Annotated in this window: 19 protein-coding genes; 9 read left to right on the top strand and 10 right to left on the bottom strand. The window is 66.6% G+C overall.

Annotated elements, in window-relative coordinates; genetic code table 11:
* Positions 1-189 precede the first annotated feature (189 nt).
* The 5 genes from BMY71_RS01680 to BMY71_RS24755 form a co-directional block, all read right to left on the bottom strand.
* Entirely contained in the window at positions 190-801 is a 612-nt protein-coding gene (locus BMY71_RS01680; RefSeq protein WP_011504754.1) for a sigma-70 family RNA polymerase sigma factor, read from the bottom strand.
* Positions 802-1,101: 300 nt separating this feature from the next.
* A complete protein-coding gene (locus BMY71_RS01675; protein ID WP_092681281.1) occupies positions 1,102-1,845 on the bottom strand; it encodes a response regulator in 744 nt (247 codons plus the stop codon).
* Positions 1,842-3,581, bottom strand: a complete 1,740-nt coding sequence (locus BMY71_RS01670) for an ATP-binding response regulator (protein WP_092681279.1) — start codon at positions 3,579-3,581, stop codon at positions 1,842-1,844. Before BMY71_RS01670 ends, BMY71_RS01675 begins: the two co-directional genes overlap by 4 nt.
* Positions 3,551-5,623 (bottom strand): sensor histidine kinase, encoded by a 2,073-nt coding sequence (locus tag BMY71_RS01665; protein ID WP_011504751.1) that lies wholly within the window; start codon positions 5,621-5,623, stop codon positions 3,551-3,553. The genes BMY71_RS01670 and BMY71_RS01665 overlap by 31 nt, the downstream gene beginning before the upstream one ends.
* Before the next feature lie 10 nt (positions 5,624-5,633).
* A complete protein-coding gene (locus BMY71_RS24755; RefSeq protein WP_175557585.1) occupies positions 5,634-5,786 on the bottom strand; it encodes a hypothetical protein in 153 nt (50 codons plus the stop codon).
* A 106-nt stretch (positions 5,787-5,892) separates the two neighbouring features.
* On the opposite strand from BMY71_RS24755, the gene ugpB reads away from it, so the two are divergent.
* The 7 genes from ugpB (at position 5,893) to BMY71_RS01630 (ending at position 12,768) form a co-directional block, all read left to right on the top strand.
* A complete protein-coding gene (gene ugpB / locus BMY71_RS01660) occupies positions 5,893-7,206 on the top strand; it encodes a sn-glycerol-3-phosphate ABC transporter substrate-binding protein UgpB (protein WP_092681277.1) in 1,314 nt (437 codons plus the stop codon).
* 124 nt (positions 7,207-7,330) lie between these two features.
* Complete coding sequence (locus BMY71_RS01655; RefSeq protein ID WP_244525953.1) at positions 7,331-7,570, top strand: PilZ domain-containing protein; 240 nt, start codon at positions 7,331-7,333, stop codon at positions 7,568-7,570.
* 422 nt (positions 7,571-7,992) lie between these two features.
* Positions 7,993-9,201, top strand: coding sequence for an ABC transporter substrate-binding protein (locus BMY71_RS01650; protein WP_092681273.1), 1,209 nt, complete (start codon positions 7,993-7,995; stop codon positions 9,199-9,201).
* Positions 9,202-9,397: 196 nt separating this feature from the next.
* Complete coding sequence (locus tag BMY71_RS01645) at positions 9,398-10,270, top strand: branched-chain amino acid ABC transporter permease (protein ID WP_011504747.1); 873 nt, start codon at positions 9,398-9,400, stop codon at positions 10,268-10,270.
* On the top strand, positions 10,270-11,310 hold the full coding sequence (locus BMY71_RS01640) for a branched-chain amino acid ABC transporter permease (protein ID WP_011504746.1): 1,041 nt from the start codon (positions 10,270-10,272) through the stop codon (positions 11,308-11,310). Before BMY71_RS01645 ends, BMY71_RS01640 begins: the two co-directional genes overlap by 1 nt.
* Positions 11,303-12,061, top strand: coding sequence for an ABC transporter ATP-binding protein (locus BMY71_RS01635; protein WP_011504745.1), 759 nt, complete (start codon positions 11,303-11,305; stop codon positions 12,059-12,061). The genes BMY71_RS01640 and BMY71_RS01635 overlap by 8 nt, the downstream gene beginning before the upstream one ends.
* A complete protein-coding gene (locus BMY71_RS01630) occupies positions 12,058-12,768 on the top strand; it encodes an ABC transporter ATP-binding protein (RefSeq protein ID WP_092681271.1) in 711 nt (236 codons plus the stop codon). The genes BMY71_RS01635 and BMY71_RS01630 overlap by 4 nt, the downstream gene beginning before the upstream one ends.
* Positions 12,769-12,839: 71 nt before the next feature.
* Here BMY71_RS01630 and BMY71_RS01625 read toward each other — a convergent pair whose 3' ends face one another.
* Positions 12,840-13,619, bottom strand: coding sequence for an SDR family NAD(P)-dependent oxidoreductase (locus BMY71_RS01625; RefSeq protein ID WP_011504743.1), 780 nt, complete (start codon positions 13,617-13,619; stop codon positions 12,840-12,842).
* Between the two features lie 146 nt (positions 13,620-13,765).
* Here BMY71_RS01625 and BMY71_RS01620 point away from each other — a divergent pair, with 146 nt between their 5' ends.
* Positions 13,766-14,500, top strand: a complete 735-nt coding sequence (locus BMY71_RS01620) for an SDR family NAD(P)-dependent oxidoreductase (protein WP_041805511.1) — start codon at positions 13,766-13,768, stop codon at positions 14,498-14,500.
* Positions 14,501-14,559: 59 nt separating this feature from the next.
* On the opposite strand, the gene BMY71_RS01615 is transcribed toward BMY71_RS01620, so the two are convergent.
* Together BMY71_RS01615 and BMY71_RS01610 are read right to left on the bottom strand one after the other, a co-directional pair.
* The gene (locus tag BMY71_RS01615; protein WP_092681269.1) at positions 14,560-16,200 is read right to left on the bottom strand and encodes an SGNH/GDSL hydrolase family protein; all 1,641 of its coding nucleotides are present in this window, start codon (positions 16,198-16,200) and stop codon (positions 14,560-14,562) included.
* A gap of 290 nt (positions 16,201-16,490) precedes the next feature.
* Complete coding sequence (locus BMY71_RS01610; RefSeq protein ID WP_092681267.1) at positions 16,491-17,900, bottom strand: lytic murein transglycosylase; 1,410 nt, start codon at positions 17,898-17,900, stop codon at positions 16,491-16,493.
* Between the two features lie 196 nt (positions 17,901-18,096).
* Between BMY71_RS01610 and BMY71_RS01605 the strand changes: the two genes are divergently transcribed.
* Positions 18,097-18,732 (top strand): LysE family translocator, encoded by a 636-nt coding sequence (locus tag BMY71_RS01605; RefSeq protein ID WP_092681265.1) that lies wholly within the window; start codon positions 18,097-18,099, stop codon positions 18,730-18,732.
* A gap of 6 nt (positions 18,733-18,738) precedes the next feature.
* Here BMY71_RS01605 and BMY71_RS01600 read toward each other — a convergent pair whose 3' ends face one another.
* Positions 18,739-19,491, bottom strand: a complete 753-nt coding sequence (locus tag BMY71_RS01600; RefSeq protein ID WP_175557584.1) for a sulfite exporter TauE/SafE family protein — start codon at positions 19,489-19,491, stop codon at positions 18,739-18,741.
* Positions 19,492-19,538: 47 nt separating this feature from the next.
* Positions 19,539-19,970: a VOC family protein gene (locus BMY71_RS01595; protein ID WP_092681261.1), complete on the bottom strand. Its 432-nt coding sequence runs from the start codon at positions 19,968-19,970 to the stop codon at positions 19,539-19,541.
* Positions 19,971-20,016: the final 46 nt, after the last annotated feature.

The raw sequence follows: 20,016 nt of genomic DNA, 5'->3' as shown, positions 1-20,016 counted from the left end.
AGCAGCGATATCTTTCCGGCCAATGTCGTGGATTGTTTCAATTGTTTCGTTACCGGTCGCCGCTGCGGAGGGCCGAAGATACCATTGCGGCCCGCGAGCGGGAATTCCGTCACAAAAGATCCTCTCTAAACAAGCCGCTTTCGCGGGCTCGCGGAAACGCCGGCGCGGCTCGGCGCCGTGCATCCCGCGTCAGGCGGCCATGGTTTCGACGCCGTGGCTCTTCAGCAGCGCCGCGAGCTGCTTGCGTGCGTAGAACATCCGGGTCTTCACCGTGCTCTGCGGAATCCCGACGATGCGGCCGACTTCCTCTACCGACTTCTCATGGTAGTAGACCAGGTTGATGATCTCGCGATGCGCCGGTGACAGCTTGGCGATGCAGGCGCGCAGGATGTCGCTGGTCCGGCTGCGCTCGAGCGCCGCTTCGGGCGAATCCGCGCCGTCGGGAATTTCGAGCACGTCGTCCTGGTCGATGTTCTCGTGCTGGCGCTGGCGCAGCGCGGTCAGCGCCTTGAAGCGCGCGATCGACAGCAGCCATGTCGAGACCTGGGCGCGGCCCTCGAACTGACGCGCCGTGCGCCAGACGTCGAGGAACACCTGGCTGACCAGATCTTCCGCCGTCGCGGCGTCCCGCAGCATCCGCAGGATGAAGCGATAGACCCGAACGTTGTGCCGCGAATACAGCGTGTGCATCGCGGTCCGGTCTCCGGCGGCAATGCTGGCCAACAGCATTTCATCTGTTGTGGCCCGTGCGGCGAGGATGCCCTGGCGGCCCGCGTCGTTAAGGGCAATGACGTTCTGCATGACTGGCTCCCATTATCCGCCGCGCTCCCCCGCGACGTCTTGGGAGCTTTACTAGTCAGCCAGCATTTCAAGACGTCTGCGCGATCGCTCGAAAATGGTTTCGTGAAGGCAAGAATTGTTTCGTCGCGGCGCCGCCGACGAAACATTCGGACAAAAACAGTTGTGATTTCAAAACTGGGATGCTGCCATTCGCCGCCACAACGCGACCGTCATGCCGAGCTGCCGCGGCGCAGCGGCGGCCTCGACGGATGACGAGTCCGAGAGCAGGATGACTTGTCCCGGGACGGCCCGCGACAGCGATCAGGGTCGGTCTGAGGCCGGAGAGAACAAATAGCCGCCGCCGCGAATGGTCCGGATCACCGCCGGTTTGGTCGGATCGGGCTCGATCTTGCGCCGAATCCGCATGATCCGCAGGTCCACGGCGCGATCGAACGCCTCGGCGTCGCGGGCGTTGGCGAGCTCCAGCAGCCGCTCGCGCGACAGCACCCGCTTGGGATTGGCCGCGAACACTTTCAGCAGGCCGAATTCCGACGCCGTCAGCGGGTGCTCGTTGCCGTCGTCGTCGCGCAGCGCCTGGGCTTCGAGATCGAGCCATTTGGTGCCGAACCGCACCAGCTGTTCGTTGGGGGGCTTTGTCGACGTGGCGGCCGGCGCGGGAGCGGCGGTCGGCCTCGGCGCCGAGCGGCGCAGCACCGACCGGATTCGCGCCATCAACTCGCGCAGCTCGCAGGGTTTGGCGACGTAGTCGTCCGCGCCGAGTTCGAGACCGACGACGCGGTCGATCGGGCTCGCGGTCGCGGTCAGCATGATCACCGGCACGTTGGTTTTGGCCTTGAGGTCGCGGATGATCGACAGGCCGTCTTCTTCGGGCATGTTGAGGTCGAGCACCACGAGGTCGGGGACCTTGCTCTCGATCTCTGCGCGCAGGCTCTTGCCGCCGTCGCACAGGGTCACGGCGAAGCCGTGCATCCGCAAATAATCGCCGACCATCTCGCGGGCCGGCGCCTCGTCGTCGACAACGATGATATGTGGGTTCTGGCTCATGATGCGGCGGGTGTTGCGGGCAGGGAAATGATGAAGGTCGAGCCCTGGCCGGGGCCCTCGCTCCGGGCGCTGACAAGGCCGCCATGCATGTCGATGATCTTCTTGACGATCGACAGGCCGAGGCCGGTCGAGCTTTCGCCGGCGGTCGGCTTGGCGGACAGGCGCTGGAAGCGTCCGAACAACCGGCTGAGATCTTCCGGCGACAGCCCGGCGCCCTCGTCGGTGACGCGGATGATGGTGTTGTCGTCGTCGCCGTCGACCTGCAGCGCGATCCTGCCGCCGATCGGGCTGTATTTGATGGCGTTGCTGACCAGATTGTCGATCGCCTCTCGCACCCGGTCGGAGTCGCACATCGTGATCCGGGCCGCGGGGATCGACACCGAGATCATCTGCTGCTTGTTCTGCGCCATCGGACGATTGGCCTCGGCGACCTCGGCGACCAGCGCGGCGAGGTCGACCGCCTCACGCCGGATCGAGATGTCGAAGGCGTCGGCCATCGCGTCCGAGATCAGATGGTCGACCATCGAGGTCAGCCGCCGCGTCGCCTCGCGAATGTGATCGACCTGGGCGATGACGTTCTCCTTCGAGGAGGCGGCGCTGATCAATTCGGTCAGCATTTCGGTGCGGCCGAGGATGACGCCGAGCGGATTCTTCAGGTCGTGCGCGACGGTGCCGAGGATCTCGTTCTTGAAGGCGTTGGCGCGCTGCAGCCGCATCCATTGCGTCGACAGCCTGCGATTGGCCTGGGTCAGCGCCCGGGTACGCTGCGCGACCCGGTCTTCGAGCTGGGTGTTGGCCTCGTGAAGCTGCTGATACAGGATCACGTTGTCGAACGCGATCGACAGCCGGCTGCCGAAGATCTCGACCAGCGAGCGGTCGGTGTCGGACAATTCGCGCGCCGCCTGCAGCAGAACCACCACTTCGCGGCCGCTGCCGGTGCGGACATAGAGCACGGTGCGCTGATCGGCGAACTCATGCTTGCAGCGGCGGAACGCCTCCTCGACCATCGATTGCAGATCGGCATCGAGCGGATTGATCCCGGTCACGCCGATGAAGCGGCTGTAGCAGCCCGAACCGGCCAGCACCGAAAAGTCGTCGCCACTGTCGCGCAGCACGAGAATGCCGGCGCAATCGACGTTGAGCAGCGAGGCGATCTGCGTCAGCACGCCTTCGGCCAGCCGCTGCATCGATTTGAAATCGTACAGCGTCGAGGCGGCGTCGATGATGATCTCGAGCCCGCGTCGTGTCTGCACCATCCGCTCGAGCTGCTGGTAACTGCGCAGCGCGGCGGTCAGCGAGGTGAACAGCTTGTCGGCGGTGAGTTCGGTCTTGGCCTTGTAGTCGTTGATGTCGTAGTCGACGATCACCCGGCGTTCCGGCGCCTGGCCGGGCTGGCCGGTGCGCAGGATGATACGGACCGTCTCGTTGTGGATCTCGTTGCGGATGTACTCGACCAGATCGAGTCCTGCGGCGTCGGTCTCCATGATGACGTCGAGCAGCACCGCGGCGATGTCGGGGTTGGCCCGCATCAATTCGCGGCCCTCGGCGCCCGAATAGGCCGAGAGGATTTCCAGGGTCTGGCCGTTGAGGCTGTAGTCGCTGAGCGCGAACCGTGTCCCCTCGTGAACGGCTGGATCGTCGTCGATCACGGCGATCTTCCATCGCTTCGCGTTCGACGGCTCGGGCCCCGGCTCGCTATCTTCGATCAGCTGGAGGATATCGTCCTGGTCGGCCATTGCAGATTTCCGTCGATGCGCGTGTCGGCGCCGGTCGAGCCGCCGGTGGCGGCGCGGGGCATGATAATGCGAAAAGTTGTGCCTTGTCCCAGCCTTGATTCCAGCATCATCCGGCCGCCGAGCTGCTGGGTGACCAGATTGTAAACAATGTGCAGCCCGAGCCCGGTGCCGCCCTCGTTGCGGCGGGTGGTGAAGAACGGGTCGAACGCCTGGCGCTGCACGTCCGGGGTCATGCCGGCGCCGTTGTCGGCGAAGACGATCTCGATGTCATCGGCGCGCTGCCGCGCGGTTATCGTGATCGTGCCGGCGCGGCCGCCCGGAAAGGCGTGGTTGGCGGCGTTGAGGAACAGGTTGGTCAGGATCTGGCCATAGGAGCCTGGATAGCCGTCGATCACCAGCCCCTCGGGCACGTCGATGGCGAGTTCGATCGGTGCCCGTTTCAGCACCGGTTTGAGGCTGGCCACGATCTGGTCGGTCGCCTCGTGCAGATTGAATCGTCGGCGCTCGGCATGGGACCGGTCGACCGCGACCTGCTTGAACGACTGGATCAGCTCCGCAGCGCGCTGCAGATTGGCGACGAGCTGCTGGGCCGCGTCGCGGGACGAGCGGACGAACTCGTCGAGCTGCGACCGTCGTAGCGGACTGTCGCCTTTCAGCTCGGCCTCGAACATCGTCGCCTTGCGGGCGAAGCTCGACGCCACCGTCAGGCTGATGCCGATCGGGTTGTTGACCTCGTGCGCAACACCCGCGACCAGCCCGCCGAGCGCGGCCAGCCGCTCCGCGTCGATCAGATTCTGCTGCGCGGCATTGAGTTCAAGCAGCGCGCTCTCGGCCTTCTCCTTGGAGGCCCGCAAATCATCCTCGGCCTTCCGCTTGTCGATCGCATTTTCGCGGAACACCTCCACCGCGCGGGCCATTGCGCCGACCTCGTCGCGGGCGTCGGTGCCGGCGACGCGACGGCCGTAGTCGCCCGAGGTGATGGCGTGCATCGCCGCCAGGATCTGCTGCAGCGGCAACCGGATACTGAGCGCGATCACGGTGCCGGCGACCATGATCACGCCGATGAAGATCACCGCGATCCAAAGTACCTTGCGCGAGATGCTGGCGAGCGTCCGGTCGAACGTCTCCTGCGCCTTCTGCTCGCGCTGACGCATCTTCACCGAGAGGGCGTCGATCGCCCCGATGGTCGAGGCCTGGCTGGCGTCGATCGCATTGCGCAGCAGGTCGCTGCGGCTGGCGAGCTGTTCCGACAGATCCTGCAGGCCATCGCGCAGCGCAGCGGTACGCTGCTTCAGCCGCTGCAGCGCCATTCTCTGCAGATCGTTGTCGGCGAAATCGATCATCACCGGAACGGTGCGCTCGATCGTCTCGGTATTGCGCCTGGCGTCCTCGGCGGCTTCCTTCGACAGCGACAGATAATAAGAGTTCGCCGCCACCAGCATCGCGGTGAACGCTTCGCGCGACCGGCCGAGCGGCGGCCAGATTTGCGCGTCGCGCCGCCCGGTTGCGCCCTCGATTATGGAGTAGAGCCCTGCGATGTCGCGCGCCGGCCCCTGCACCTGGTTCTCGTAAGTGTCCCTGATCTTGCTTTGCAGTGCGCGCAGGTCGCCGAAACCGTTGAGAAAACGCTCCGTCACCCGCTCGAGTTCGGCGACCGAGCCCGACAGGATCGGATCGGTCGAGGCGCGGGTTGTGAGCGTGCCCAGCACCGCTTCGCGCAGCAGCAGAATTTCCGCGAACAGGTCGGGGCTCGGCTGATTGATGTAGCGGTGAATCAGGTTCTGCAGCCGGCTGGTCTCGCTCTCCAGCACCGCCAGGATCTTGTCGGATTCGCGGACCTGGCGGACGTCGTCCCAGGCCGAACTCAGCACCCGCGCGCCGCTCCAGATCATGCTGGCGAGGATCAGCACAACCAGCGAATTCAGCGCTGCGATCGACAGGATGCGCCAGCGGATCGGGACTGCGCGGACCAGCCCGACGATGCCGGAACGGCTCGCCAGGCTCGCCTGCGCGTCGCTGCTGTCGTCCTCGCGCGGGTTCATCGGGGCCAACTCATTCGGCTTCGCGGATCGTGATCGCTGTGTTGCGCAGCAAGAGGATCGCTGCGTTGCGCAGCAAGAGAACGACCGGGGAGACGACGCTGAGCGCCGGTCCGATCACGGCGGCGGCTGCGCCGGGCATCGCGGCTCGACTGGACAGCAGCAAGTTCGTTCCCATAAGGTTGTACCCCGTGACCGGGACCGGAGAAGTCCTGCCAATCTAGCAGACTGGCACAGGAAATGGCTATCGGGAGTGATCGGCGGCGGGGGCGATGGCCAGGATCCCGCTGATATTCGCCCTTGTGTTGCTAGTCGTCGCCGGCGCAGCGCCCGCGCGGGCCGCGACGGAGATCGCGTGGTGGCACGCGATGTCCGGAGAACTCGGCCGCCGTCTCGAAAAGCTCGCAGCCGATTTCAATGCGTCGCAATCCGACTACCGTGTGGTGCCGACCTACAAAGGCAACTACACCGAGACGGTCACTGCGTCGATCTTCGCGTTCCGCTCGTCGACTCAGCCGGCGATCGTTCAGGTCAACGAGATCGCCACCGCAACAATGATGGCCGCCAAGGGCGCGGTCTATCCGGTCTACGAGCTGATGCGCGACGAGAAGGAGGCGTTCTCGCCGTCCGACTATCTGCCCGCGGTCGCCGGCTACTATGTCGACCTTGCCGGCAATATGCTGTCGTTTCCGTTCAACGCCTCGACGCCGATTCTGTACTACAACAAGACTCTGTTCAAAAAGGCGGGGCTCGATCCGGAGACGCCGCCGGGCACTTGGCCGGACGTCGGCGCCGCGGCGAAGCGGCTGATCGACGCGGGCGCGCCCTGCGGATTCACCACCTCCTGGCCCTCCTGGGTCAATGTCGAGAATTTCTCCGCCTATCACAATCTTCCGCTCGCGACCCGGGCCAACGGCCTCGGCGGGCTGGACGCGGTGCTGGTGTTCAACAATCCGCTGGTGATCAGGCACGTCGCCACGCTCGCGGAATGGCAGAAAACCAAGGTCTTCGACTATGCCGGCCGCGCCACCGCCGCAGAGCCGCGCTTTCAGCAGGGCGACTGCGGCATCTTCATCGGCTCGTCCGCCACCCGTGCCGATATCATCGCCAATTCCAATTTCGAGGTCGGCTACGGCAGGCTGCCGTATTGGCCGGAGGTTGCCGGGGCGCCGCAGAATACGATCATCGGCGGGGCGACGCTGTGGGTGCTGCGCGGCCGGCCGGCGACGGACTATCACGGCGTCGCCAAGTTCTTCACCTATCTGTCGCGGCCCGAAGTGCAGGCCGCCTGGCACCAGAACACGGGCTATCTGCCGGTGACACGGGCCGCCTATCAGCTGACCCGTGCGCAGGGCTTTTACGACCGCAATCCGGGCACCGCGATCTCGATCGAGCAGATCACCTCGAAGCCGCCCACCGAAAACTCCCGCGGGCTCCGGCTCGGTTCCTTCGTTCTTATCCGCGACGTCATCGACGACGAGCTCGAACAGGCATTCAGGGGCAAGAAACCCGCGCAGGCCGCGATGAATTCCGCGGTCGAGCGCGGCAACAAGTTGCTGCGCCAGTTCGAACGGACGCAGCCATGAGCGCGATCCGGCCAACGCGTGCGCTGGGCGGGTTGCGCCGGATTTCTCTGTCCTGTGTGTTGCTCCTTCGCTGAAACCGCGATCGGCGACCGCCGTAGCTGGCGTCAAACAGATGGAAGATTCGGTGGACGAGAAGCGAAGACATCCGCGAAGCGACGTCGAGGAACCGGCCCATGTATCCTTCAACGGCACCAGCCTGAGTTGCCTGGTGCGCAACATCTCCGCTGAAGGTGCGGCGATCGACGTCGCGAATGCAGCCTACATCCCCGAACGGTTTCGGCTGGTGACCACCCTCGGCAAGGTGCTCAATTGTCGGTTGGTCTGGATCAAGCGGAACAGGATCGGCGTGGCGTTCGAAAGTTAGAGCATGATCCCGAACAGGGACCGGTTTCCGGAAAAGATCATGCTCAACAACAAGCTGGAGCAGATGACAATTCGAGGATGAGTGATCCGGCGCTAGCGTCGCATCGTCGCAGAGGCCTCCTCGCGCCGGCCGGGCGCCGATAACGCGCGACTAGCGACATGCGCCTTTGATCGTTGGCGCGGCGTGCCAAACGGCGCGGCGCAGCATCTTCCGCTTGCGGGAAAGGCCGGTCTAGCGGCGGGCTCGCCGCCGCCGCCGCTACTAACCTGCATTATAGTTCGTTGACTCCGTCGGCTCCTGAATTATGCTGCCGCCAAGGTGAGGGACCAAGCAGCCCGGCCGGAGGCGTCGATGACGTGTCCGGACAAGAAACACCCGACACGATAAAAAGAACCAACGAAAACGCCAGGGGAAGAACCGCCATGTCCGAGCTTCGACGATTGCCGCCGATATCCCGCCGCGCGCTGCTGACCGGCGCTGCGGGCGCCGCTACTTTTGCGGTGGCGCCGCGCTTCGCGACTCCTGCGATCGCGCAGGCCGCGCCGCTCAAGGTCGGGTTGATGCTGCCCTACACCGGCACGTTTGCGAAGCTCGGTCAGTTCATCGATGACGGCTTCCGGCTGCGCATCGAGCAGCTCGGCGGCAAGCTCGGCGGCCGCGAGGTCACCTTCGTGCAGGTCGACGACGAGTCAAAGCCCGAGGCCGCGACCGACAACATGAACCGGCTGGTCGGCCGCGAGAAAGTCGACGTGGTGATCGGCACGGTGCATTCCGGCGTGGCGATGGCGATGGTCAAGGTCGCGCGCGACAGCGGAACGCTGCTGATCATTCCCAATGCCGGCGCCAATGATGCGACCGGACCGGCCTGCGCGCCGAACATCTTCCGCACCTCGTTCTCGAACTGGCAGACGACCTTCCCGATGGGCAAGGTGATGGCCGATGCCGGCATCAAGAACGTCGTCACCATCACCTGGAAATACACCGCCGGCGCCGAAATGGTCGGCGCCTTCGCCGAGAACTTCACCAAGAACGGCGGCAAGATCGTCGAGGATCTCACTCTGCCGTTTCCGCAGGTCGAGTTCCAGGCGCTGATCACCCGGATCGCGCAGCTCAAGCCGGACGCTGTGTTCAGCTTCTTCGCCGGCGGTGGCGCGGTGAAGTTCGTCAAGGACTACGCGGCCGCCGGTCTCAACAAGTCGATCCCGCTCTACGGCGCGGGCTTCCTCACTGACGGCACCATCGAGGCGCAGGGCGAGGCGGCCAACGGCATCAAGACCACGCTGCATTACGCGGACAATCTGGACAATCCCGCAAACGTCGCCTTCCTCAAGGCGTTCAAGGCCAAGACCAGCAAAGACGGCGACATCTACGCGGTGCAGGGCTACGACGCCGCGGCGCTGCTCGATATCGGCCTGACTTCGGTGAAGGGCGACGCCGCGGCGCGCGACGCGATGATCAAGGCGATGGCGGCGGCCAGGATCGACAGCCCGCGCGGGCCGCTGTCGTTCAACAAGGCGCACAACCCGATCCAGAACATCTATCTCCGCGAGGTCCGGAACGGCCGCAACGAGATGGTGTCGGTCGCCCAGGCCGAGGTCGATGACCCGGCGCGCGGCTGTCGGATGACGTAGCGTGCCGCTGCGGCGCGGTGAGCCAGTGAGCCATCCGGCACCAAACAAGCAACGTCATTCCGGGATGCGCCCCTTGGGCGCAGACCCGGACTCCATATCCCCTGGCGGTGGTTATGGATTCCGGGTTCGCGAGCTTTCGCTCGCGCCCCGGAATGACGGACGCGAGGGGAGCGATCGTGCAGTTAGGTCGTAATCCATGGATCTGATCACTTTCGGCGTCCAGTTCTTGAATGCCGTGCAATACGGGATGGTGCTGTTTCTGGTCGCCAGCGGGCTGACGCTGGTGTTCGGCATCCTCGGCGTGATCAACCTCGCGCACGGCGCGTTCTACATGCTGGGCGCATACCTCGCTTATTGGATCGCCGCCTACACCGGCAATTTTCTGATCGCGCTGGTCGGCGGCGTCGCGATCGCCTTCGTGCTCGGGCTGGCGCTGGAGAGCGTGTTCATCCGCTGGCTGTACGGCCGCGATCATCTGGCGCAGGTGCTGCTGTCGTTCGGGCTGATCCTGGTGATCGACGAGGTGCGTCAATTGCTGTTCGGCAAGGACGTGCATTCGGTGGCGCCGCCGGACTGGCTGTCGGGCTCGATCCAGTTGACCTCCAATCTGTCCTATCCGGTGTACCGGCTGGCGATCTGCGTGTTCTGTCTCGCCGTCGCGGCGCTGATCTTCATCGTCATCACCCGCACCAAGATCGGCATGATCGTGCGCGCCGGCGCCGAGAACCGCGAAATGACGCGGGTGCTCGGGATCGATTACGACAAGGTCAATCGCCTCGTGTTCGCCACCGGCATCGCGCTCGCCGCGCTCGGCGGCATCGTCACCGCGCCGATCTCGACGGTGTATCCGGGCATGGGCGACGGCATGTTGATCCTGTCCTTCGTCGTCGTCGTGCTGGGCGGCATCGGCTCGGTGGCGGGCGCCGCGATCGGCGCGCTGCTGATCGGCCTCACCGACACCTTCGGAAAGGTGTTCTTCCCGAGCGTCTCCGGGATGCTGATCTATCTGCTGATGGCGGCGGTGCTGCTGTGGCGGCCGAACGGCATCCTCGGCCGGCGGGACGTCTGATGGCTGCGCTGCCCCAAAAGAAAATCTCCCGACTGCCGGCGTGGCTGCTGCCCGTGCTCTGCCTCGCGGCTGCGATCGCGCTGCCGTTCGTCGTGCCGGTGTACTACGTGCAGTTCGCCAGCAAGGTGCTGATCCTCGGCGTGCTGGCGATGGCGTTGAATCTGGTGGTCGGGCAGGGCGGGCTGGTGTCGCTGTGTCACGCCGCATTCTTCGGGCTGTCCGGTTACGTGCTGGCGCTGATGTCGCCAAAATACGACGCCGCCTCGCTGCTGCTGACGCTGCCGGCAGCGGTGCTGGCCGCGAGCTTCGCCGCGCTGGTGATCGGCGCGCTGGCGCTGCGCACCCGCGGCGTCTACTTCATCATGGTGACGCTCGCCTTCGGCGAAATGCTGTTTTATCTATTCCACGATGCCGATTTCGCCGGCGGCTCCGATGGCGCGTTCATCAACGTCAAGCCGGAGCTGACCATCGCGGGCGTCCGCCTGCTCGATCTCGACAAGCCGCTGACGTTCTACTTCGTGGTGCTCGCTGTCACGGTCGCGGCGATCGCGCTGCTGGTGACCGTGGTGCGCTCGCCGTTCGGCCACGCGCTCGCCGCGGCGCGCGACAATGAGCGCCGCGCCCGCGCGCTCGGCTTTCCGATCTTCCGCATCCGCCTGATCGCCTTCGTGCTGTCCGGCGCGCTCGCCGGCGTCGCCGGCTATCTCGCCGCGGTGCAATTCGGCTTCGTCGCGCCGCAGATGCTCGGCTGGCACCAATCGGCGACGGTGCTGGTGATGGTGCTGATCGGCGGTCTCAGCACCGTCACCGGCCCCCTGATCGGCGCGCTGGCGCTGCTCGGGCTCGAGGAGGTGCTGAAAGCGACGCTGGAGCAATGGAAGCTGGCCGAGGGGCTGATCGTCATCGCCATCGTGCTGCTGTTGCCGAACGGCGTCCGGCAGCTCTGGCCGATGCTGTTTGGCGACGCCGAACCGAAACCCGCGCGCGGCAAGCGGGCGACGCCGGCTCCGACACCCGCGCCGGAGACCGGTCATGCCTGAGCTCGCCTTGCGCGCCGAGCGTCTCGGCAAGAACTTCGGCGGCGTCCGCGCCGTCGCCGACCTGTCGATCGAGATCAAGCGCGGCGAAATTCATGCGGTGATCGGTCCCAACGGCGCCGGCAAGTCGACGCTGATCAATCTGCTGTCGGGCGAACTCGCCGCCAGCGCCGGCGAGATCCGGCTCGGCGACGCCGAGATCACCGGGCTTGCGCCGGACAAGCGCGCCCGTGCCGGCATCGGCCGCGCGTTCCAGAAGACCACGATCTTCCCGCGCTTCACCGTGCATGAAAACGTCCGGCTCGCCGCGCAGGCGCGGTCACGCGCGCCGCTCAGGATGTTCGGCGGCGCATCGGCCGATCCCGAGGTGCAGAGTCGCACGATCGAGGCGATCGGCAAGGCCGGACTCGCCGGGCGCGAGGCGATCGTCGCCAATGTGCTCAGCCATGGCGAACAGCGTCAGCTCGAAATCGCGATGGTGCTGGCGACGGGGCCCTCGATCATCCTGCTCGACGAGCCGCTCGCCGGCATGGGCCAGGCCGAGGCGCGCGGCATCATCGCGCTGATCGCGTCGTTGCGAGCGCATCATGCGGTGCTGATCGTCGAGCACGACATGGATGCGGTGTTCGAACTCGCCGACAAGCTCACGGTGATGCAGGACGGCCAGGTGATCGCGTCCGGTCTGCCGGAGGATGTCCGCCGGCATCCGGCGGTGCGCGCGGCCTATCTCGGCAATCACGGAGACGCGGCATGACTGCGCTGCTGCAGGCCGAGCGGCTCGAGGCGTTCTACGGCGTGAGCCAGATCCTGCACGGCATCGATCTGTCGGTCGCGCGCGGCGAGCAGGTCGCGCTGATCGGCCGTAACGGGATGGGCAAGACCACGTTGCTCCGCGCCCTGATGGGGCTGGTGCCGGCGTGCCGCGGCCGGCGCCTGCTGCATGACGCCGATATCGCAGGCATCACGCCGGACGCGATCGCGCGGCGCGGTGTGGCCCTGGTGCCGGAAGGTCGCGGCGTGTTCGGCGCGCTGTCGGTGGTCGAGAATCTCACCATGGCGGCGCGGCCCGGCCGCGATGGCCGCGCCACCTGGACGCTGCCGCGTATTTATGAGCTGTTTCCGCGGCTCGCCGAGCGCCGCGGCCATGGCGGGCATCAGCTTTCCGGCGGCGAACAGCAGATGCTGACGATCGGCCGCGCGCTGATGACCAATCCGGATCTGCTGCTGATCGACGAAGCCACCGAAGGCCTGGCGCCGCTGGTCGCGCAGGAAATCTGGCGCACGCTCGGAATCATCCGCGGCGAAGGCGTCGCCACCATCGTCGTCGACAAGGATTTCCGCAGCCTGTCGGCGATCGCCGATCGCATGGTGATGCTCGCCAAGGGCGTCGTGGTGTTCGACGGCGCGCCGTCGCAGCTCGCCGCGCAGCCGGAACTGCTGGAGCGGCATCTGGGCGTGTGACGATTGCGAACGTCAGCCCGGCGCCGCGCGACGCACGTCCGCAATGATTTCGATCGTCCGCTCAGACAGCCTCATGCGTTGCGCGCCATCAATCCGCCGTCGACCGGAATCACCACGCCGGTGAGGAACGACGCGGCGGGAAGGCACAGGCTCAGCGTCATGTGCGCGACCTCTTCGGGGGCGCCGTAGCGATGCAGCGCGGTGCGGCGGCGGGCGTATTTCTGTTTGTGGTCGTCGCTGATGCGGTCGGTCATCGCGGTGGTGATCGGGCCGGGGCAGATACAATTGACCGTGATGCCCTCGGGGCCGAGTTCGACCGCGAGCGAGCGCGTCAGCCCCGTTACGCCGGCTTTCGCCGCGGAATATGCGCTGTGGCCGGCGGTGGCGCCGAGCGCCTCGGTCGAGGCGATGTTGACGATGCGCGGCGAGTTCGACTTGCGTAAGTACGGCAGCGCGGCGCGGATCACGCGCGGATGCGCGCTCAGCATCACGGCGAGAGCGCGGTCCCATGCGGCGTCGTAGCCGGGGTCGTCGATCGCGAGATTCACCGAGATCCCGGCATTGTTGATGACGATGTCGAGCCCGCCGAAATCCTGCGCGATCGCGTCGACGCCGGTCTTGATCGCGGCGGCGTCGCCGACATCGAGCGCGAACGCTTTCGCCTCGAGGCCGCGCGCGGCGATCGCATCGGCCACCGGCTGCGCGCCTGCAAGCGTCACGTCGGTGACCGCGACGCGCGCGCCTTCGTCGGCGAACACATGCGCGGTGGCGCGACCCATGCCGCTCGCGGCGCCGGTGACGAGGACGCGCAGGCCTTTGACGGAACGGCTGAGGGGTTTGTAGGACGACATCGGTTTCCTCCGAATTGTTTCTTGTTGCGGAAATTGCGCGGACCGCGTCGCGGTCCGCAGCCGATTGACAAGGCTTGCATCGATTGGGACACAGGTCAAACGCGCGCCGTTACGAGCCGCGGCCTAACAACAAGGGAGAAACCTTCGTGAACGAACTCGATTTCAGCGGCCAGCAGATGCTGATCGTCGGCGGCTCCAGCGGCATCGGCAACGGCATCGCGCAGGCGTTTCGCACCCGCGGCGCCAAAGTATGCGTCACCGGCACACGCGCGGGACCGGGCGACTACTCGGCCGACGACGGCAGCGATTTCGACGGGCTCAGTTACGCGCAGCTCGACGTCAGCCAGCCGCAGGCGATCGAGGCGTTCGCGCCGCCGATCGATCGGCTCGACGTCCTGGTGCTGGCGCAGGGCGCGGTGATCTATCGCCGTGGCGAGTTCGCAATGGACGGCTTCCGCCACGTCGTGGAAGTCAATCTGATGAGCTTGATGGCCTGCGCCGGCAAATTCCATCCGCTGTTGAAAGCGTCCGGCGGCGCGCTGATCATCGTGTCGTCGACCGCGGCCTTCCACGCGACCAAAGGCAACCCGGCCTACAATGCCTCGAAGACCGGCGCGATGGGACTGACGCGAACGCTGGCGCAGGCCTGGGCCGAGGACGGCATTCGCGTCAATGGCATCGCGCCGGGGCTGGTCGACACCAAGATGACCAGGGTCACCACCGCTGATCCGAAACGGCTCGCGGGCGCGATCGAAGGCATTCCGATGAAGCGGCTCGGCACGCCGCAGGACATGGCCGGCGCGGCGCTGTTCCTCGCCTCGCCGCTGTCGTCCTATGTGCTCGGCCAGACGCTGGTGGTCGATGGCGGCCTGATCCTGTAGCCGGCCGACGCGCCGCGCGCTGTTGCCTCAGCGCGCGGCGAGCCAGCCGGAGGGGCGGCTCAGCGGAAGATCGAGAAGAAGCCCGACGCGGTCGGCGGCGGAGGTGGCGGGCGGCGCATCTGCGGTTGCTGCGGCGCGGGCGCGAAGCCGAAGAAGCCGGAGGCGGCAGGCGGCGGCGCGGCGCGGGCGACGCGCTTCTGCTGTTGCGGCTGCTGTCCGGCCGCGTTGGGCGCGGCGCCGCCCGGATTGGTGCTCGCCATCGGCACCGCGCTCTTCGGCGGCTCCTTCGTCGGCGGCGGTTCCTGCGCGCGCTCCACTACGATCTCGCGGCGCGGCCAAGCGTAATCGTCGGCGCGGCCGGCCGGCGCGGCGAGCGGCTCGCCCTTCACCAGCGTGCGCGCGACCAGCGCATCGACCGGCGCGGGCGCGATGCCGGGGCCGCCGAGCAGACGATCGGTCGAGACCGAAGACGCCACCAGCGGCATGATCGGGCCGGCGATAGGTCGCGGTGCGGGGCCGCCCGGCTTGGCGCTCGCATCCGGCGTGCCAGGTTCGGTCGGCAGAGCGACCGGCGCAGCGCGGGCGGCGAGCAGGCGGGCGATCTCGCGCTCGACATAATGCGCCAGCTTCCGCGCGCCGGCCTTGGTGAAATACACGCCGTCATAGGAGCGCAGCCGGCGGGTCTGGCCCTCGAAGTCCGGGCCCTGCAGCAGATAGCGTCCGGCCTCGTCGACGAAGCCGTCCCAGACGTCGACGTAACTAATGCCGGCCTTGCCGGCGGCGTCGCGATACAGCGCGTTGAGGAACTGCGCGTCCGAGGTCGACTTGGTGCCGCGCACCGCGGGCAGGCCGACCCACAGCACCGGCACGCCTTTCGACTTCAGAACGTTGATCATGTCCTCGAGCTTCTTGTTGTAGAGCTCGACCCAACGATCATCGCGGAACTGGCTGGCGCCGGCGCGCTTCGATTTCTCCCGCGTCATGATCTGCGGCGTGCCGTCATCGTCGTCGTCGTCATCGTCGGCTGCGTCGCTATCCGCGGTCTTGTCGTCGGGCTTATTGGCGTCGGGCTTGCTGGCGTCGGGCTTGGCGGCGCTGTCGGCGTCCTCGGGCTTCGCCTTGCCGTCCTTCTTCTTGTCCTTTTCGGCCACCGGCTCGCTGATCGGCGTGCGGTCGTTAAGGCCGAGCATCACCACTATCGCATCCGGGTTTTCGCCGGCGAGGATCTCCTTGGCGGCGGCGACCCAGTCGGACGGCTCGCCCTTGGGCTGGTAGCGCAGCAGGCCGGAGACGGTCTTGTGCTTGCGGATCACGCCCATGTCGGGCTGCTCGGCATAGGCCTGCTCGAGGCCGTAAGCGAGCCAGTCGGCCATCGCGTCTCCGAGCACCACGACGTTGCGCTCGGAGACGGCGTCGCGCTTCTCGGCCGCGGGCGCGCGGGAATAGTCCTCGCGCACCGGCGCGCGGCGCGGCGCCTGGTGCTGGAACGGCGCGAACACGTCGTTGCCGAAGAGTCCGCCGCCGCCGTTGTAACCTCCGACGCCGCGCGGCGGGCGTGGCGCTTGCTGCGGCGGGCCGCCGAAGCCGAAGAACTGCGCCGAAGCCGGTCCCGCGATGCCGACCAGCAGCAGCGCGGCGATCGCCAGCAGCGGTCCGCGCCTGGTCAGAATGCCCAGCAGGGATTTCGGCTTGTCGGACATACGCTTCGCGTGCTCACAACGGAAAGGGAGGTCTGCCTATACTAGCGGATTCGGGCCGCAAACGGGCAGCTTTCCCGTCCCATAGGCGAATGTCCGGCCGCCGCCGTCAAGTGCCGCGGCTGAATTCCGGCAAGCATCGTCAGGGCACCCGCGCGCCGCCGTTTCCGGCGTAAGTCACGGGCTTTGCAGCCGAAAGACGGGCGTCGATGGCGGCGGCAAGGCCGTCGCGGAAGCCGGTCATCGGCAATCGCGGCTCGGGCCTTGGCGCGCTGCGAGCGCGACCGCGGTCTTTATCGTCCCCTCAGTTTCTCCAGCATATCCCCTGTCGCGAACCCGTCCGCCGGCGCGCCGATCGAGGCCTGGAAGTTGCGCAGCGCTTCGCGCGTCATGCTGCCGAATTGGCCGTCGGGGGTGCCGCGGTAGAAGCCGCGTTGGGCGAGAAGTTGTTGCAGCTCGAGCCGTTCGCTCCGGGACAACACCCGCTCGTGGCGCGGCCAGGGTTGCACGAAGGGCGGGCCGCCGCGCAGCCGGTCGGCGAAATGGCCGATCGCCAGCGCATAGGCTTCGGCCGGGTTGTACTTCATGATCACGCGGAAATTCGTCAGCATCAGGAAGCCGGGGCCTTCCGAGCCCGCTGGCGCCAGCAGATAGGCCTTCTCGGCGGAGCGCGGAAACGGCTGTCCGTTCGGGCGCCTGACGCCCATCTCGTGCCATTGCGCCAGCGTCAGCATCTGCTTGCGGTCGGCCATCATGTAGTTGAAGCCCTTCGGCATCACCACCTCGTAGCCCCAGGTCGCGCCCGGCTGCCAGCCGTCTTTCTTGAGGTTGTTGGCGGTGGAGGCGATCAGATCGGCGGGATTGTCGACGACGTTGCGGCGGCCGTCGCCGTCGGCGTCGACGGCGAAGCGCTTGAACGCGGTCGGCATGAATTGCGTCGGCCCGAATGCGCCGGCCCATGAGCCGCGCAACTGCTCGGGGCGCAGATCGCCGCGATGCAGAATTTCCAGCGCGGTGAGGAACTCGTCCTTGAAGTAAGCCTGCCGGCGGCCGACGCAGGCGAGCGTCGCCGTCGAGTTCACGACGTAGCGATCGCCCATCTGGGTCGAGTAGTTGGATTCGATGCCCCAGATCGACGCGATGATATAGCGGTCGACGCCGGTGGCGCGCTCCGTCGCGTCGAATTGCGGCTTGTATTGCGTGAGGATTTCGCGGCCGCGGGCCATCCGGTTGTCGTTCACCAGGATGTCGAGATAGTCCCAGATCGCCTTGGTGAATTCCGGCTGCGAATCCATCAGATCCATCAGCCGCAGGTCGGGCGACAGCCCGGCGGTGTAGCGCTCGAAGCTGTCGCGCGAGATGTTGCGGCGCTGGGCGTCCGGCCACATCGCGGCGACGCAGGCGTCAAAATTGCCGGCGGCTTCGCGGATCGCCTGCGCGGTCATCAGCGGATGGCCCGACCCGCCGTCCTCGCCGCTCCAGGGCGGCGCGGCGGCGCTGCCGGCGGGCGCCGGGCCAGAAGCAGGTCCGGTCGCGGGCGCGGCGCGGTTTCCGGCCGGCGGGGTGTTGCCGAAGATGCTGTCGAGAAAGTTCAGCGGGTTGCCGCCGCCGGAGGATTGCGCCTGCGCAGCCGCGCCCGTCAGCGCCACGCTGCCGAGCCATGCCAGCAGAACGGCGGATGTCATCCGGTTGCGTCCCGTCATGTCTTGATCGATCCCGCTGTTGCGACCAGTCCCCGGCTCAGGAGGCCCGGTGATGGTTTCCAACAGCTTAACAAGACGTCTTTTTGTCGTCAGGGCCGCTGCGGCGTAAAGAGTTATTGGCGGCGGGAGCGCTTGACCGGCGCGGCGATTCCGGGCCGAGATGCCCTGACATTCCCTTCGCGACAGGCGCAATGCGATGCTCGGCATTCACGACTTCTGGCTGTTCGTCGTCTCCGGCTTGCTGCTCAACGTCACGCCGGGCCCGGACACGGCATTCATTGTCGGCCGCGGCCTTCAGTTCGGCTGGCGCGGCGGTGCGGCGGCGGCGCTCGGCATCGGCGCCGGCTGCCTGGTGCATGTTGCGGCGGCGGCGGTCGGGCTGTCGGCGCTGCTGATGGCCTCGACGCTGGCCTTCACCGCGGTCAAGCTGATCGGTGCGGCGTATCTGATCTGGCTCGGCGTCGGCCTGTTGCTGTCGCGCTCGGCCGGCTTCGCGGCCGCGTCGGGTGACGCGCCGGCGCTCTGCCTGTCGCAGGTGTTCCGACAGGGCATGCTCACCAATGTGCTGAATCCCAAGGTGGCGCTGTTCTTCCTCGCCTTCCTGCCGCAATTCGTCGATGCGGAGGCGCCGCACAAGGCGCCGGCGTTCCTCGTGCTCGGTTTGATCTTCGTGCTCAACGGCACGCTGTATTGTCTGGCGCTGGCTGCGTTCGCAGCGCGCGCCGCGGATCGGCTGCGCCGCTCCGGCACGGTGCTGCAATGGATCAATCGTGGCCTCGGCGCACTGTTCATCGCGCTCGGCCTGCGCGTCGCGCTGATGGAGTCGCGCTGATCGCGATCAGCCGATCATCTTCACCAGCGTGTCGGCGAACAAATAGCAGCCGAGCCCGACGATCGAGATCAGGAACCAGCGCCGGAACACGTCCGGGTGCATCCGGGTGCGCACCATCTGGCCGGCGAACATGCCGGCAAATGCCGCCACCATCGCGATCCCGCCGGGCAAAGCGGTCGCGACCGACAGCAAACCTGCATCGGCGAGATTGAACGCCAGCGCCAGCGTGGCGATGGTGAAGAACACGCCGAGCGCCTGCACCAGCTCGTCCTTCTCCATGCCGATCGCCTGCATGAACGGCATCGACGGGATCACCTGCACGCCGGTCGCGGCCGAGACCACGCCGGTGACGAGGCCGACCGGTCCGCCGACCCATTTCTCGTGCGCGCGCGCAACATGGAAGCGGCTGCGGCTCAGGCCGAGGATGCCGTAGATCACCAGCAGCACGCCCAGCACCAGCGTGGCATCGCGCGCATAGGGGCCGGTCATCAGGCCGGAGCCCAGGCGGATCCCGATCACGGTGCCGAGCATCAGCGGCCACAGCCGGCGAATAATGTCGCGCAGATACGGGCCGGCGAAGGTCTGCCAGATGTTGGTGACGATCGCCGGCACGATCACGATCGCGACGGCCTCGGCCGGCGGCATCACCAATGCGAGCAGGCCGATCGATACGGTCGGCAGGCCGAGGCCGATGACTCCCTTGATGAAGCCGGCGAATGCGAAAACGGCGGTGATGAGCAGGAGAAGCGGATCGGACACCGGCGCAAACTGGCCGATCGCGCCATCCTGCACAACATCTGCCGCGGTTATGCCTGCGTTGCAGCAGCGCCTTCGGCATATTGCGCCGCGTAGTCCGCGCTCGGCGGAATCGGCTTGATGATATCGATCAGCACGCCGTTCGGGTCGGTGGTGATGAAATGGCGCTGGCCGAAATCCTCGTCGCGCAGCGCCAGCAGGATCGGCAATCCCGCCGCCTGCAGCCGGGCATATTCGGCGTCCGGATCCTCGACCTCGAAGTTCAGGATCAGGCCCGAGACCCGGCCGCGGCCGGCCTCGGGCACGGTGTGATGCGCCCCGTCCAGCACCGCGAGATTGATGCCGGGGTCCTCAGTCGACTGCAGGTGCACGTACCAGTCGGATTCGAACAGCGGCTGGAAGCCGAAATGCGCGCTGTAGAACTCCGCGGTTCCGCTGACGTCGTTGGTCATGATGACCGGGTAGTAGCTGGTCGCCTGCATCGCCTTTCCTCCTTGCTCCAACGAAGATACGCTGTGTATGTTTTAA

Origin of the sequence: Rhodopseudomonas pseudopalustris, assembly GCF_900110435.1 — a bacterium.
GTDB lineage: Bacteria > Pseudomonadota > Alphaproteobacteria > Rhizobiales > Xanthobacteraceae > Rhodopseudomonas > Rhodopseudomonas pseudopalustris.
The sequence above is the reverse complement of the archived record's forward strand: the minus strand, read 5'-3'. Positions and strand labels throughout refer to the sequence as shown.

Excerpts from the sequence above, each read along its gene's own strand:
- BMY71_RS01605 (WP_092681265.1), top strand. The coding sequence starts at position 18,097 with ATGCTCGGCATTCACGACTTCTGGCTGTTCGTCGTCTCCGGCTTGCTG.
- BMY71_RS01675 (WP_092681281.1), bottom strand. The coding sequence starts at position 1,845 with ATGAGCCAGAACCCACATATCATCGTTGTCGACGACGAGGCGCCGGCC.
- ugpB (WP_092681277.1), top strand. The coding sequence starts at position 5,893 with ATGGCCAGGATCCCGCTGATATTCGCCCTTGTGTTGCTAGTCGTCGCC.
- BMY71_RS01595 (WP_092681261.1), bottom strand. The coding sequence starts at position 19,970 with ATGCAGGCGACCAGCTACTACCCGGTCATCATGACCAACGACGTCAGC.
- BMY71_RS01625 (WP_011504743.1), bottom strand. The coding sequence starts at position 13,619 with ATGTCGTCCTACAAACCCCTCAGCCGTTCCGTCAAAGGCCTGCGCGTC.
- BMY71_RS01640 (WP_011504746.1), top strand. The coding sequence starts at position 10,270 with ATGGCTGCGCTGCCCCAAAAGAAAATCTCCCGACTGCCGGCGTGGCTG.
- BMY71_RS01670 (WP_092681279.1), bottom strand. The coding sequence starts at position 3,581 with ATGGCCGACCAGGACGATATCCTCCAGCTGATCGAAGATAGCGAGCCG.
- BMY71_RS01635 (WP_011504745.1), top strand. The coding sequence starts at position 11,303 with ATGCCTGAGCTCGCCTTGCGCGCCGAGCGTCTCGGCAAGAACTTCGGC.
- BMY71_RS01680 (WP_011504754.1), bottom strand. The coding sequence starts at position 801 with ATGCAGAACGTCATTGCCCTTAACGACGCGGGCCGCCAGGGCATCCTC.
- BMY71_RS01645 (WP_011504747.1), top strand. The coding sequence starts at position 9,398 with ATGGATCTGATCACTTTCGGCGTCCAGTTCTTGAATGCCGTGCAATAC.
- BMY71_RS01650 (WP_092681273.1), top strand. The coding sequence starts at position 7,993 with ATGTCCGAGCTTCGACGATTGCCGCCGATATCCCGCCGCGCGCTGCTG.
- BMY71_RS01630 (WP_092681271.1), top strand. The coding sequence starts at position 12,058 with ATGACTGCGCTGCTGCAGGCCGAGCGGCTCGAGGCGTTCTACGGCGTG.
- BMY71_RS01610 (WP_092681267.1), bottom strand. The coding sequence starts at position 17,900 with ATGACGGGACGCAACCGGATGACATCCGCCGTTCTGCTGGCATGGCTC.
- BMY71_RS01615 (WP_092681269.1), bottom strand. The coding sequence starts at position 16,200 with ATGTCCGACAAGCCGAAATCCCTGCTGGGCATTCTGACCAGGCGCGGA.
- BMY71_RS01665 (WP_011504751.1), bottom strand. The coding sequence starts at position 5,623 with ATGAACCCGCGCGAGGACGACAGCAGCGACGCGCAGGCGAGCCTGGCG.